Source organism: Rhodoferax sp. GW822-FHT04A08 (genome assembly GCF_058801025.1).
Genome location: NZ_JBXAMW010000018.1, coordinates 1 through 14,081 on the forward strand (window position 1 = coordinate 1; position 14,081 = coordinate 14,081).

Annotated in this window: 13 protein-coding genes and 1 pseudogene; 1 reads left to right on the top strand and 13 read right to left on the bottom strand. The window is 59.6% G+C overall.

Annotated features, from left to right (window positions below; all coding sequences use genetic code 11):
• Positions 1-332, top strand: a pseudogene (locus AC1RMF_RS23090) (SAM-dependent DNA methyltransferase); the annotation flags it as partial.
• Here the strand turns inward: AC1RMF_RS23090 and AC1RMF_RS23095 are convergent.
• The 13 genes from AC1RMF_RS23095 to asnB form a co-directional block, all read right to left on the bottom strand.
• Complete coding sequence (locus tag AC1RMF_RS23095; RefSeq protein WP_493144612.1) at positions 329-721, bottom strand: surface-adhesin E family protein; 393 nt, start codon at positions 719-721, stop codon at positions 329-331. The pseudogene AC1RMF_RS23090 and the gene AC1RMF_RS23095 sit on opposite strands and share 4 nt — an antisense overlap.
• A 67-nt stretch (positions 722-788) precedes the next feature.
• Positions 789-1,373 carry an NADPH-dependent FMN reductase gene (locus AC1RMF_RS23100; RefSeq protein ID WP_493144679.1) on the bottom strand — a complete coding sequence of 195 codons (585 nt, stop codon included), beginning with the start codon at positions 1,371-1,373 and terminating at the stop codon, positions 789-791.
• The gene (locus tag AC1RMF_RS23105; protein ID WP_342617491.1) at positions 1,259-2,299 is read right to left on the bottom strand and encodes a trypsin-like serine protease; all 1,041 of its coding nucleotides are present in this window, start codon (positions 2,297-2,299) and stop codon (positions 1,259-1,261) included. Before AC1RMF_RS23105 ends, AC1RMF_RS23100 begins: the two co-directional genes overlap by 115 nt.
• A 6-nt stretch (positions 2,300-2,305) precedes the next feature.
• Entirely contained in the window at positions 2,306-2,989 is a 684-nt protein-coding gene (locus tag AC1RMF_RS23110; protein ID WP_493144615.1) for a hypothetical protein, read from the bottom strand.
• 165 nt (positions 2,990-3,154) lie between these two features.
• On the bottom strand, positions 3,155-5,407 hold the full coding sequence (locus tag AC1RMF_RS23115; RefSeq protein ID WP_493144616.1) for a right-handed parallel beta-helix repeat-containing protein: 2,253 nt from the start codon (positions 5,405-5,407) through the stop codon (positions 3,155-3,157).
• Positions 5,388-6,551, bottom strand: coding sequence for a glycosyltransferase family 4 protein (locus AC1RMF_RS23120; RefSeq protein WP_493144618.1), 1,164 nt, complete (start codon positions 6,549-6,551; stop codon positions 5,388-5,390). Before AC1RMF_RS23120 ends, AC1RMF_RS23115 begins: the two co-directional genes overlap by 20 nt.
• A 3-nt stretch (positions 6,552-6,554) precedes the next feature.
• Positions 6,555-7,769, bottom strand: coding sequence for a glycosyltransferase WbuB (locus AC1RMF_RS23125; RefSeq protein ID WP_493144619.1), 1,215 nt, complete (start codon positions 7,767-7,769; stop codon positions 6,555-6,557).
• A complete protein-coding gene (locus AC1RMF_RS23130; RefSeq protein WP_493144620.1) occupies positions 7,766-8,608 on the bottom strand; it encodes a glycosyltransferase family 2 protein in 843 nt (280 codons plus the stop codon). The genes AC1RMF_RS23125 and AC1RMF_RS23130 overlap by 4 nt, the downstream gene beginning before the upstream one ends.
• Positions 8,605-9,429 carry a class I SAM-dependent methyltransferase gene (locus tag AC1RMF_RS23135; RefSeq protein ID WP_493144621.1) on the bottom strand — a complete coding sequence of 275 codons (825 nt, stop codon included), beginning with the start codon at positions 9,427-9,429 and terminating at the stop codon, positions 8,605-8,607. Before AC1RMF_RS23135 ends, AC1RMF_RS23130 begins: the two co-directional genes overlap by 4 nt.
• Complete coding sequence (locus AC1RMF_RS23140; RefSeq protein WP_493144623.1) at positions 9,426-10,010, bottom strand: LbetaH domain-containing protein; 585 nt, start codon at positions 10,008-10,010, stop codon at positions 9,426-9,428. Before AC1RMF_RS23140 ends, AC1RMF_RS23135 begins: the two co-directional genes overlap by 4 nt.
• Positions 10,007-11,119 carry a glycosyltransferase family 4 protein gene (locus AC1RMF_RS23145; RefSeq protein WP_493144625.1) on the bottom strand — a complete coding sequence of 371 codons (1,113 nt, stop codon included), beginning with the start codon at positions 11,117-11,119 and terminating at the stop codon, positions 10,007-10,009. Before AC1RMF_RS23145 ends, AC1RMF_RS23140 begins: the two co-directional genes overlap by 4 nt.
• Positions 11,120-11,129: 10 nt before the next feature.
• A complete protein-coding gene (locus tag AC1RMF_RS23150) occupies positions 11,130-12,284 on the bottom strand; it encodes a glycosyltransferase (RefSeq protein WP_493144626.1) in 1,155 nt (384 codons plus the stop codon).
• Between the two features lies 1 nt (position 12,285).
• Positions 12,286-14,079: an asparagine synthase (glutamine-hydrolyzing) gene (gene asnB, locus AC1RMF_RS23155; protein ID WP_493144627.1), complete on the bottom strand. Its 1,794-nt coding sequence runs from the start codon at positions 14,077-14,079 to the stop codon at positions 12,286-12,288.
• Between the last annotated feature and the right edge of the window lie 2 nt (positions 14,080-14,081).

Below are 14,081 nucleotides of genomic sequence, written 5' to 3' on the forward strand. Positions count from 1 at the left end.
ACAAGCACTTCACGCTCAAGACCAACCCACTCACGCGCGCAGACCTGGACGAGTTCGTGACGCTCTACAAGACAGGCAAGCGACAGCAGCGCAAGGCCACTTGGTCACCTGAAAGCCCGGACGGGCGTTGGCGTGCGTACAGCTATGAAGAGCTGGTGGCGCGGGACAAGGCCAGCCTGGATATTTTTTGGCTCAAGGACGACTCGCTGGCCGATAGCGACAACCTGCCGCCGCCCGCCGTGATTGCGCAGGAAATTGTGGAAGACCTGCAAGCCGCGCTGGAACAGTTCAAATTGATTGCCAGTGACCTGGGCGCCGAAGAAGCCGCCTAGCAAACCAGCTTGGCGATTTTCTGCAGGGTGGGGCCGGGCGGCGCGTCCAGCATGTAGAACTTGCCGGTGAAGGACTTGTCCAGATAGGTGCCGATTGGGGCTTCTGATGTGTCGGCAGACCGGTAGAGGGTGGTGCGGTTGGCGACGCCGAACTTGTTGGTTGTGCAGCCGAAGTAGAACGGGCCCACCGCGGCAATATAGGGGACGGTGGTACCGTCTGTTTGCTCGTATTGCTGTGTGTGCTTGTAGACGATCCGCACGTCCACGATGACGGACTCTGGGCTGGTGACCATGGACTGCACGTCGATTGACATGGCAATGTTTTCGTCTTCGTCCACCAAGGTCCAGGACGGAGCGGCGTATGCGCCAATGGCAAACAGCGCCGTCATGGCTGTAATGAACGCTCTTTTGCCGCCACCCATATCTGAAGACCCGTCTTTTATGTGGTCCTCGAGTCTAACGGTGGCGCTGGGCTTCCTTCAGTGCCTGGGCCAGCGCGTTGAGCGAAGTCAGCACGGTTTCAACCGAATGGGCCGCTCTGGCGTCCTTCAGTGCACCGGCTTCATCGAAGGCTTCATGGGCTTTGCCCAGGGCAAATTGTTGGGGTACTACCAGCATGGCAAACGCCATTTGCAGGTACTGCCGCATGAAGTTCATGGAGCGCAGCGCACCGCCTGGACCGGGGGATGCGGACAGCAGGCCGACCGGTTTGTTGGCCGTAACCGATAGTCCGGCAGGCTGCGTGGGGGAGCCCTGAATCCGTGACAGCCAGTCAAATGCATTGATGACCAGCGGGGTAGGGAAACCGTTGTATTCCGGGGTAACGATCAGTACGGCGTCACTTTCCACAATGGCTTGCTGCAGCTGATGTGCACCTTGCGGCACACCGGCTGCAGCCTCCAGATCGCCGTCGTAAATGGGCAGATTCAGAGCGCGCAGGTCGATTGTCGTGACTGCCATTCCCGCAGCCTCTGCCAGTTTGGCGGCCACTGCGGCGAGTTTGCGATTGAGCGAGCCTTCGCGCGCGCTACCGGGGATGATGACGAGTTTTGTGGCGTCCATGGAGTTCCTTTTTTACGCTGTATCAGCGGGACCATACCGACCAATCCTACCAACAGCAGCGCCCAACTCTCCGGTTCGGGAACAGGAGCGGCGATCACGCTGCTGATCCACTGTGAATAGCCTGCCAGCGCAATGCCGCCGCCGCCCGTGCCATAGGCGCCGCTGGTGGTGGGGCCGGACGCAAACGTCACCTCGAAGGTGTTGATGCCGGCCAACTGCCACTGCCCGTTGACGTACACAAAGGCGGCACTGCCGGAATCGCCGTTGACCAGGGACGCTTCCCGGTTGGCCCCCAAGGTGCCGTTGGCGCTGATGTTGGCGCCCAGCCGGTTGGTGCTGAGGTCGGGGCCGTCGAAGTCAAACAGGTAGGTCTGGTTGGTTCCTGCGGCATTGCTGAGTACCACGTCGGCAATGTTCTCGCCGGTCTTCTTCACCGAAGTGCTGCCGGCAAAGCTGACAAAGTTCAGGTCAGCGCCCTGCAGGCTGCCGGTGTAGAGGCTGTAAAACGGAATGTTCGTGCCTACCGCATCTGCCAGGCGGATGATGGCCAGGTCGTTGTGCACTGTGGGGTCCCCCGGCGCATTGCCTGCGGTGCTGGCGGTGTAGTCCGGATTGATGTAGATCTGGCTGGCTGCCACGCTGTAGCTGCTGCCAGCGTTCACCTCGAAGCTGACATCGGACGCGTTGGCCCCCGTCATCACATGCGCGGCGGTCAGCACATAGCCAGGTGCAATCAGCGTCCCGGTGAACAGATTGCCCCCTACACTGAGGCTTCCCACCCCAGACCACGGCGAGCTCGCGCTGTTCGGCGCAACACCGGCCCCTCCCACAAGCGCCAGAGAGGGGAAGGGGGCGATCAGCGCTGCGGCCAGCAGACTGGCCCCCAGTAGTTTGGATGTGTTCATCAGTTCTCAGGTGTCAAGCTTGGTGCGTCGGTAGCGCGCGACGGAAGCCAGCATGGCCAAACCCATCAGTAGCATGGCCGCCTCATCCACTTCGGGCACGGGGGTGACCGAAGCGTAGCCGGTCAATGCGACAGCGCTATTACCGGTCAGTGTAAATGTGCTAACCAGTCGCATGTAGTTCCAGGTCTGGCCCTGCAGTCCATTCGGGTTGGTTGCCGAATACAGGCCGAAGATGCTGCTGGCACCGGTCGAAGTGGTGCCTTGCCCCACATCCACTCCGGCATTCACAAACGTCAACCCGTTGTCTGCGGAAAGCTCAACCCTTTGAATGCCGCTGCTGAAGACGGAGTCAATGCTCTTGACCACACCCCTGCGGCCAGTCAGGCTACCCGAAAACTCCGCATACACCGTGTTGGTTCCACTCACAGTAGGCGTGATTGCCGAACCAATGGTGAATGTGTAGGTCTGTTTCTGCGAACTGTTGTTGATGGCGGACACGGCGTAATACATGTCCGGGTCGCCATAGTTCGTCCCGTCCTGCAACTGTGTCATGAGGCCGGAGAGGTCTTCCTCCCAGGACAAGCCGCCGGCCTGGGAGACCAGCATGGACGCCGTCACGTTTGCCGCCGATGCACTGACGGTCCACAGCGAAAGTGCCAACATCAGCACGTGAATCAATCGAATCTTCATGGTGTACTCCTGTTTGTGACAGTGGTTGTCACAAAACAATAAAGTTACACAAGAACCATGAAATGGCGTGCGTCGACGGACTGCTATTTTCTAGTCCGAATGGATGGAAATATGTGCTCGGGGTAACAGAACACGACTACCCTTCAGCCTATATTGATACACAGCCTAAGGGAGCTTTGGCGCCTGCACGGTTGTGTTTCCATCCTGAACCGTACCCTTTGCGCCATCTCGCACGATGACGCCTATGTTGCAGCCCACGCAGGTATTGTTTTGAAAGATGGTTCCCAATAACCGGGTCTGGTTCAGCGACTGAGCCTGGCTAGACCCTTCTGCATGCATGCGGTTCACAAAACCCTCCGCTCCGCCTGATTCCTCCTGCGGCATTGTCAAATTTGGGGTGTTGGCTCGCATGGTGTTGTCACGGACTTCCACGCCTACCGTGCCAACGCCAAAGTCCTGTTCATCCATACGCACGAACAAGGTACTGATGTAAGAGCGCCATTCCCCGGTGGTGTTGGTTATCTTGTTATTTGCAATGCGCACGCTGTACATGGGGGTGAACAAGCGGTTTGTGATGTTCTGAGCCGAACGCAAGTAGATGCCACCACCTTCTTCAAATACATTGCCAACAATGTCGATGTCCCGTACTGCGGTTTGATATAGCCAGATGCCACGTGGGTTCTGGGTTAGCGTGTTGCCTTTGATGAGTGACTTTTCCAGACCCCAGATAAAGGTCACATAGCGGCTGCTGTTGTCCGGCACCACGTCCCAATCGCGGTCCACCGTGATGGTGTCGGCCTGATAGGCCATCACTCTTCGCGTCTGGCCCGCACCTTTGCCACCCACAATGGCTACGCCATAGTTTTCTGGAATGACGCCACCTTCAAACAGCGCAACGTTCAGTTTGTTGGCCGGGTCTGACAAGGTGATCGGCGTGGCACGCGCCACTGTGCCCAGGTTCTCCGTGCGCCGTCCACCGCCGCCTTCGGTCAACAGGGTTTCCCCATCATTGCGGACCTTGTTCACGATGGGGCCACCCAGAACGTCAAAGGTGTTGCCGACAGTGGCAACCCGATGGGCAAAGTCCATCGCCAGGCTGTGTGTGACGACCTTGGAATTCTGGTTGCCGCGGGCATCGCGGGTAAAGCGGTTGCCCACCAGATAGGCGTCATGAATGCTGGAGAAGTTGGTTCCGCCGTCCGCGAAGGTCGTGGTGTTGCGTGTAAATACCAAGCCACTGCTGGAGCCCAATGTGTACGGGCCATAGCCACCCGCATTTTTGGGTTGAATGAACTCAGTGTCGGTCACCACAAAGTTGGTATTGCCCGACAGGTACATATGGATGCCGCCACCCAACAGAAATCGCACGTTCTGCAAGAAGATCCGCGTATTGTTTTGCATCAGCGGGCTTTCGATACCCGCGCGTATATTTTTCAGCGTCAGGTTGCGCACGCCTACCAAGTCTTGTGACCTTGCCATGAGCGGATAGCTGGCTTCGTACTGGACGAGCGTCGCATCCTTGCCAGAGCCCTGCAGAACCACGCGGGACTTGAGCGCCACGCTGCCAGCCAGTCGGCAATTGCCAGCGGGCAGTTGCAGTACACCGCCGCCCGCTGCGGCCAGTTTGTCTATGCCGGCCTGGATTGCGGCCGTGTCATCTGCAGCGCCGTTGCACAGCGTCTTGTTGCCAAGGCGCGTGTCCGTGTCAGCGCGCACAACGCGTATGGCGATGTCGCTGAAAGCGGCGCCCCATCCCACACCCAGCGCGAAGGGATCGCCACGGCCAGACGTTGCCACGTCAATGTCTCTATCGAGTGCAGACGGTCCTGTGCCGTTGCCGTTGTCCACGGTTATCACAACCTTCTTGGTCGCACGCAATCCGTCCGGTGCGGTGACCTGCAGCATGTGCTCGTCGCTGGAGGCGGTGTCTACCGTTGCTGGCAATCCGCCCACGGTCACCAACGGTGTGAAACCGGGTAACAGCAGATTGCGCCCAAAGATTCTGAAGGCTCCCTTGGGCACGATCTGCATGGCGTCCAGGTGAAAGGCGCGTGCGGCATTGAGCAGAATAGGCGCACTGGCAGTCTGGCCGTTGTCCACACGCACGGCCAATGCGCCGTTGGCTGACTCCGGAATCCGGAAAGACAGCCATCCCGTGCCAAACTGGTTTACCAACGGCAAGTCCAGCGGCGGCTCACCCGGTCGGGTCAGCGTAACCACGGGAGCCTTGCCAAAGTTCTCTCCCTGCAGACCCACGATGTCGCCGGGCCGGGCACTCCTGGACGCATTGAAAACGACGGGAGCAGCGGAACTTTCCGTACTCAAGGGGTCTGCCGCATGGGCACTGTCGGCGATGCAGGCAGCAAGGCTGCAGATGCGCAACAGGTCTGCCTTGCGATCACGGTGGGGTGTTGTCATGGCTTTGGCCTGAAGAGGAGGTGATCAAGGAGCGAATGCGGCTGCCAAAGGTGGCCCAGTTCAATTCGCGGGTGAATTTCATGCGGGCTGCCAGCGCCATGCGCTGGTAGGCACCGGGCGCCTGGATCAGCGCAAGGATTCGCTGCGCAATGTGCGTGGCGCTTGTGGATGCATCAAACAGCAGGCCGGTTGTCTGGTCGTCCACCACACCGGGTATGCCCTGGCTGTTGAGTGCGATGCAGGGCAAGCCGTAGGACTGAGCCTCCGCAAAGACGAGGCCAAAGCACTCGGCATGGGAGGGGACAAGAAAGAAGTCCGCTTCGGCAAATGCCGCAGCCATCGTCGCGCGGTCCTCCGGCTTGTCCGGCGAAAGGTAGCCCAGGACTTGAACGTGTGACGGGTCACGTGTCTCCAAAGCGGGCTGACAGCCAATCACATCCAGGCTGGCTTGCACGCCTTGTGCGTTGAGCGTGTTCACGACCTCCACCGCCAAAGGTCCACCCTTGCGCTCCCAGTCCTTCCCGATAAACAGGAACCGCAGGGGATTGAGCTTGCGCTGACGGACGCGGGCCGACACCTGTTCATCTGAATCGACGCAATGGCTGTTGGCGCCAAAGGGAAGCAAGTGGACTTTGTGGGTATCCACACCAAAGCGCCTGATCGCTTCATTGCAGGCCCAGGGAGTAGGGTAGATGACGCCGGCGATGCCTTTGGCCACATCAGCCTCCAGCCTGGCGTAGGTGGGGGCCAGCAAGGGCATGGACTCATACGCCTGGTAAGCCTGCTTGTAGGCCATCCAGGGTGCGTCCGAGATCATGTAGACCGGAACGTCGAGCGCTCCGGCATAAATCAGGTGCTGGCTGGAGATGCACAGCACCGCATCCGGGCGTTGCTCCTGCACTTCCTTTTTCAACCGCTTTGCATAGGCCTTCAGCGCGGTGCGTGTCATCCACAGCGGGTATTTCTGGCGACCCCATGCCAAGCGCAATGCGCCATCCAGCAATCCTCTTTGCGGGGTCCCGGAAGACAGCACACTCACACGTTCGAAGTTGCGTTCCAGTGCCTGGCGCATGTTGAAAGGCGTGCCACTCCATGACTTGGGGTTATGCGGGTCTTCGACCGTCGCCAAGAGCAAATGGCGCATGGGCTATGGCGTTCCGAGCAGGTTTGCCATGCGTGCCAGAACGCTATCCGTGGCCAGATGCTCTTCGGCATAACCACGTGCCCTGTGTCCCAGCGCTTCGCTGTGGTGGTCATCATCGACCAGCTGCGCGATGGCCTCTGCCAGTGCCAGGCTGTCACCAGGCGGCACCACTTTCCCGCACAGGCTGACGACTGAAGCGATCTCGGTTCCTTGCCTGCAAGTGGCAATGACGGGGCGCCCGCTGGCCAGCATGCCGCTGAGTTTGGAGGGCAGCACCAGGTCTTCAGCCTCCGCGCTCTGTGGCAACAGATGCATGTCTGCCAGGCCCAGCAGATCGCCCAGGCGCTCAAACGGTTGCAGTGGCAGGAGTTTGAGGTTGGGCAACTGCTGTGCCGCAGCTTCGAGTTGCGGCTTGAGCGCGCCATCTCCGCAGACCACGAACAGGATGTCCGACCGGTGGGCCAGATGGCGGGCCGCTTCCGGTATCACCATCAAGCCCTGCTTGACGCCCAGCGTGCCGGAGAACAAGGCTACTTTGGTAGCCACTGCAATGCCCAGCTCTGCCCGGTAGCTGCTTGGTGCCGCGAGGGGGCGCACATGGCTCAGGTCCACCCAGTTGGGGAAATGCACGGCCTTGTGTGCCGCCACACCCTTGTGCCGCAGCCGCTGCACCATGCTGTTGGATATGGAGGAGACCCGGTCAAAGCGTCGCAGCAGCCAGCGCTCCAGGCCCAGAACCACATTCTGTAGCGTGCGCCCTTTGAGCAGCCCCATCTGGAAGGCCACATCGACTTCGAAATCCTGAATGTGCAGCCACGCCTTGGCACCGCACAGCCGCGCCACCAGCCATCCCGTTGGAGCACACACCAGGGCGGGTGCCACCGTCATCACGGCATCGGGCCGCCACACCAACTGGTACAGCATGACGGGCAGTGATGAAGCCGCAAACGTCACCAGATGCACCACGCGCTTGAGACCGCCGGGGCTACCCGGCACCCACAAGGGCGCGCGCCAGACATCGACGCCTCTCCATCGCTCGCGCCGGTAGGGCGGCCATGCATAGCCGGCAGCCAGTCGCCAGTCGGGGTAGTAGGGCGGCGCGGCCACGACACGTACCTGGTGCCCTTGTTCGGCCAACCATGCTGCCATTTCACCCGAATACTTTCCGATGCCGACCGTCTCGGGCGCGAAGTTGGCGCTGTAGATCAGGATCTTCATGGGGAGAGACCCGGTGGCTCGGACTGCGCTGCATGCCTGAGCTCTTTGACCTTCAACACGATCATGTACTCATAGATCGCCTGCAGCGTTGCGTAACGCATGCCGGCCGCACCGTCCAAGAACGCCCTGCGTGCAAGAAGCATGTAGAGGAACTTGATGAGTGGGCGACCGGGTAGGCGATAGAAAATGGCTTTCTGATGCACCCTGCGTTCATTGAAGTCCTTGCCGAAGAGCGCCTTGCCCCAGGCGGGTTCTACGCCGTTGCCCGATGCAATGACTTGCGCCTCCATGCGCGAATACACATTGTGTTTTGCAATCCAATGGTCCAGGCCTTTGGAAAAAGGGTAGTGGTCAAAGGTATGGCGCAGGTCGTGAATCGCGCCGTCCACGACCAGCACCTCATTGACTTCGCGCTCATAGCGGGCGCGGCCCACGCGTACCAGCCTGACGAAGTACGGGGAAATTTGCGCGTGCCGCAGCCAGGTACCCCACCAGATATCGCGCCGTTGCATGCGTGCCGCGGCGGTTTGTGGCTCGGCCGACGCCGCAAAGGCCTGCATCTCTTCAACCAGCGCGGAAGGGATGCGCTCATCGGCGTCCACAATCAGAACCCACGGATGCTTGAACGGCAGCTGCAGCCCCGCGTTGCGTTGGCTGGCGTATCCATCAAAGACGCGCAACGTGGTCGAAGCACCCGCAGATTGCGCGATCTGCAGGGTGTCATCGGTGCTGTGCGAATCCAGCACATGCACGTCGTCGGACCAAGCCACAGACGCCAGGCAGCCCGGCAGGTCCTGCTGCTCGTTCTTGGTGAGTATGAGGACGGATATGGAATTCATCGGTCGAACGTGATGGCAATTCCAATCGTCAGCATGCGCTTGACCACCCAGTCCTTGGAGGGAAATCGGGGGTTGCCCAGCTTCAGGGAGCGTGAGGATGCCTTGTGGCTGCGGGCCCAGCTTTTCAGATCAAACACCGATGCCCAGTGCACCGCGTCTGCGTCGGTAAAAAACGGTTGGTGAAATGCCGCCAGGTCGGTTTGAACCAGGAACGCGGGGCTGCCCGTGAGCAGCGTTGCCAGGCGCGAGAACAGCCCCTGGCCCATGAAGCGCAAGCGCCGTGATGTTGCAAGATGGCGGCTCGACGGCGTTGCATATCCAGGAACGTCGTACCGGGGACAGAAGATGAAGATCGTTCCCTTGCGCCGCTTGACCAATCGAGCCAGTGCATTGAGGTGCGCCTGCGGGTTGACCACATGCTCGAGGACGAAGGTGGAGAAGACGACGTCATAGTCTCCCTCCAGCGCAGCCGAATCGACTTCACCGATGTGCACTTCGTCCGCATTCAGCTCAAGCCAGGTGCGATTCTGGGAAGTCACGTCCTGCACCACCCATGTGCACTGGTCACGCAGATTCTGACCGCTCAGGAAATTGCCGAACCCGCTCATTCCCGCACCGACTTCCAGAACGCGGACCTTGCCCGAACTGCGGGAGCGGGCCTTGATGTGATCGGCAATATGTTGCCAGCAGTGGACCTGGTCGGACGGCGTGGCAAAGGCGCTGTAGTCAGTGACCTTTGCGTAAAAGTCGTCCAGCTTTCCCTTGAGCGCAAGCAGTACGCCGGGGGCGCAGCGGGATACGGGTACGAGCTGTGGTGTCATGTTGTGCTCCGGTTTGCAGAAGTGGTATGGCGGGGACTGGATGAACGCGCCGGATTGCCCATCACGCGGTCGTTTGCGGCTATGTCCTTGGTCACCACGCTGCAGGCCCCCACGATGGCTGCCGCACCAATGGACACGCCCGGCATCACGAAGGCGCGGGCACCCACAAAGGCGCTCGCACCAATGACGATGCGCCCTGTTTGCAGGGGCCTGACGGGCGAGCTGAAGTCGTGCGTTCCCGTGCAGAGGTAGGCCTCCTGCGCCACCGTGGCGTCCTGCATGATTTCAATCTCGCCCAGCGTATAGGCCACGGCGCCATCACCCAGACAGGCTCGATGGTGCATGGTGAGCTTCCAGGGAATGGCGATGCGGGCGCGCTGGTGCACAAACGGGGTTCCGTGCAGCGTTGCACCATGCAGCCGCAGCCACAGCAAGCGCCAGCGGTTCAGGGGTTTGGGTGTCCAGCAGCAGAACGCGGCCCAGCAGAGGTTCCACAGCAGCATGCGCAGCTGCTCGCCGCGCGTCCACGGACTGGCATAGGCCGAGTCCTGCCGGTGGGTATGCAGCGCTGCCCGTGTCATGGCGTTGCCAGGAGTTTTTCGAAGTCGGCCAGGAAGCTGTCGGCAATGGCCGTTGCAGAATGTGTGTGTCGCACCTGCAGTGCACGGGCCGCAAGACGCGAGCGCAGATCGGCGTCTTCGACCAGGCGCAGCACGCACTGCGCCAGCTGGTTCTGGGCCGAGGGGCTGCGGTGGTCAAAGAACAGCCCGTTGTCACCGTCGTGAATGAAGTCGCGAAAGCACGACAGGCTGGAGACCACCGGCACCGCGCCCCAGGCCATTGCTTCCAGGGGCGCAAGGCCGAAGGTTTCACCTTTTTCCGCCACCGATGGATAGACGAATATCGCCGCACGCTGGTAGAATTGGTTGAGCTTTTCGATGTCGTAGACGGGCTCTTCAAAGCGCACCTTGGCGGGATCGAAAAGCGCCCTCAGGTGGTCCACATAGGTAGCGCCGCCACCGCCTTCAGACGTCTTCCATGGCCCGACCAGGGTCAGCACCCAACCGGGCGGCAAGGCATTGACCGTCTGCGCCAGCAGGTCCAGGCCTTTTTCTGGATGCAGGCGTCCACAAAACAGGATCATGGATTGCTTGCCTGCCCACTCCACCGAGTGCGCGGGTTCATAGGGCAGCGGGTTGGGTATGGCACTGGCCTGCGACTGCCGGTGAATGGGCAGCTCGGCACGAATCGCTTCCAGCACCGGCGTGGAGTTGGCGCGCAGCCGTGCGGCGCGGCTGTAGAGGCGCATCTGGCCCTTGGGCATGCGCGCTACATCCACATAGACCTTGGCGGACCGGAACAGGGGAATGAACAGCGGTGCCCAGAAGGTGTTGGTGACCACCACATCGGTGTCCGGCGGAATGGCGCGGATGGCGCGCCAGGTGTAGATGGCATCCAGCAGCTTGAGCCAAAGCAGCCGCGTGGGCGTCTGGTACCCGCGCACCCGCAGGTGGACCACACCCTGTATGCGCTCATGTGCAGGAAAGCCTTGCCACGACCTGGACACATGCGCCACCTGATGGCCGCGCGCCGCAAACTTCTGGCCCAGCAGAAACCACATCTTTTCGCAAGCACCGCCCAAGGCTGGTGGCACTGGCAGAAAGGCGCCCTGTAACACAGTGATCTTCATGGTTTGTGCCTCATTGAGAGAGACTCTGCACCGTGTCGAGCAGGCTGGTGGCCATGGACTCGATGGTGAATCGCTTGTTGAAGGTGAGCGTGGCTTGGAGTGCCATTCGTTCGCGGCTGGTTATGTCCAGACTGAGCCATTGCGTTAAGGCTCCTGTGGTTCCCGCTACGCTGTCGGTGCTAACGATACCAGCACCATCACTTTTGATCTCGCGCCAAATATTGACCTTATCGGATATCAGAACTGGCAGGCCGCAACCCAATGCCTCGGCGACCACGATGCCAAAATTTTCCTGATGCGAAGGCAGAACAAATACCTCGCTGGCGTAAAACGCTCCCCACTTCATGTCTCCCTGCAGCATGCCGGGCCATGTGATGCGATCAGCCACGCCTAGGCGTTCAGCAAGAACCTGCAGTGTTTCCATCCAACCAGTCTGGTCAGGTCCAGCCATCACCAGGTGCAGTGTTGGGTCTTGCGAAGCAACCTTTGCAAAAGCCTCGATCAGCAGGTCGCAGCCCTTCTTTTTTTGGATACGACTCAGGAATAACAGCACGCGCTTGCCACGCAACGCAGGGTAGGCTGAGTAAAATGTTTCACGCAAAACCTTGGCATTGTCCGGTGGTGTCTTGGTGCCATAGCTCACCACAGCTTCGCGGGCACGGTACAGCCAAAACGATTTTCGTGCCAATAGCCGCTCTTCTTCACAAGTAAATAAAACGCCCTGAGCATCTCGCAGGACGCGGTATTCTGCCCACGGCCAGTACAGCCATTTCTTCAGGTGTTTGAGCGGATAGGCATGCTTGAACCACGGATCAAGCATTCCGTGTGTAAAAACAAAATAGGGAATTTTCTTGCGATGCAATACGCGCCAAGCTCCAAAGCTGGTGTATTGCCAAAGCCCATTTACGATAACGATGTCGTATTTATCAACGTGCATCTCAAGCCATGACGTAAGCTTGGAGTTATAGCCGTAACCCCCTGCGCCAGGGCCCTGGGCGTGCACCTTCAAGGGGAAGTCTGTAACAAATGGCGCGGCAGGATCATCCAGTGTCAGAACTTCTACCTTGTGGCCCATGTCTTGTAGCCGCAGGCCACGTTGCCGTACGCCTTCGATAGGGCCGCCACCCTTTGGGTTAGCGCTGGTGATGATATGTAGCAAACGCATACTAGACGTTGCTCCGCGTAAAGGTTCGATACAGCATGCTCGCCCATTCGCGGTGGCTGTTGACACTATGGCGTGCTGTAGGGTTTAGCCACTGATGTATTGGCACCGCAAAGCCGGTCTTGGGTCGACTAAGGACGGATTCTGGTAGCTCGGGCGCCACGGTGCGCGCGATCATGGCTTTTTCTTGTGCCGGGCTCAACGTGGGAACTTCTATAAACCGCTCAAGCAATTGGGTGTCCACAAAGGGCACACGTATCTCCAATGAATGGGCCATGCCTGCCCAGTCGGCGTCGCGCAGCAGTTGATTGCGCATGAACCATTGCGATTCCAACGCGGTAATGCACAAGCGTTGGCTAGGGATGCCTTGTTTGCAAGCCGCCAGGGCCGTCAGGGTGTCAAGCTGCTGCAGGCCTTCGATTGCCATGTCCGGGTCCATCAATGAGGGAATTTCCCACGGCATATAAAGTGCGCGACGCAACAAGTAGGCGCCACCTAGGCTGGTGCCGTACTCCAACATGCCTGCATATTTGGGTGATGGCAACAGCCCCGACACCGCAGCCAAGCCTTGGCGTACCGTGCGGTTGAGCAAGGGTACGCTGCCAAATCGGCGCAATGCGTTATACAGCTTGGGCACTTGCGAAAAACTGGGGTAAGAGCCAAACAACTCGTCTCCACCAATCCCGGACAAGGCCACTTTCAGCCCTTGACTTGCGGCTGCCTTGGCTACGAACCAGGTATTGATGCCATCAATCGAGGGCTGATCCATTGCTCGGAGCAGGTTCAACCTGTCTTGGGCAAAATGGGCGGCCGATATGCGGTGCAGCGTATGCTGTGCGCCCAGGCGTCGTGCTACTTCGTCAGCCAGCACCGCCTCGTCAAATTCCGTATTTGTATATTCATCAAAGCCCAGCGTCACACTACGCAGCTCGCCCAGCTTGGCAGCACAGGCGGCCAGCATGGTGGAGTCCAGGCCGGCTGATAAGAAGACGCCCACCGGTACGTCGGCCACCGTGTGCGCAGACACACTGTCACGTACAGCATCGGCAATTTGATGTAGGGCTTTCTCGGAATCTTGCGGTGTTGCTGTTGGTAAGTGGCTAAGGCGCTGGCTCAGGCTGTCAAAGGGGATAGGCACGCTGGCACGGCCATCGGTCACAGTCATCCAGTGACCGGGTGGAAACGCACGTATGCCACGATACAGTGTGTAGGGTTCGGGCACCGATCCCCATAGCAAAAATCCGACATGGCCAGCGGGCTCGGGACGGGTGTCTACCGCATCGCCAGCCAGCAGCGCCTTTACCTGTGAAGCAAAACGCAGCGTCTGACCGTCGTCGGCGATGTACAGGGGTTTGATGCCATACGCATCACGTGCAAAAAACATGTGCTGCTTGTGCGCGTCCCAAATGGCAATGGCAAACATGCCTCTCAGGCGCGTCAGCATGGCCGGTCCCATCTGTGCATATAGCTTTAGCAGCACTTCGGTGTCCGAGAGTGAGTGCGTGGCAATGCCGTCTCGCTGCAATTGTGCGCGCAAGGCGTGGTGGTTATATATCTCACCATTGAACACGATCCAGTTGCCAGTGACCGGGTCATGCATGGGTTGCACACCTCCAGGGCTTAGGTCAATTATGGCCAGGCGGCGGTGCGCAAATCCCACGCGTTGGTCTGCAGACATCCAAAGCTCGGCAGCATCTGGTCCGCGCGCCTGCATGGCATCACGTATGCGGAATAGTTCATCCCTGTCAACCGAAGCGGCTCGGGGGCAGTAGGCGTAGATACCGGCAATTCCGCACATGG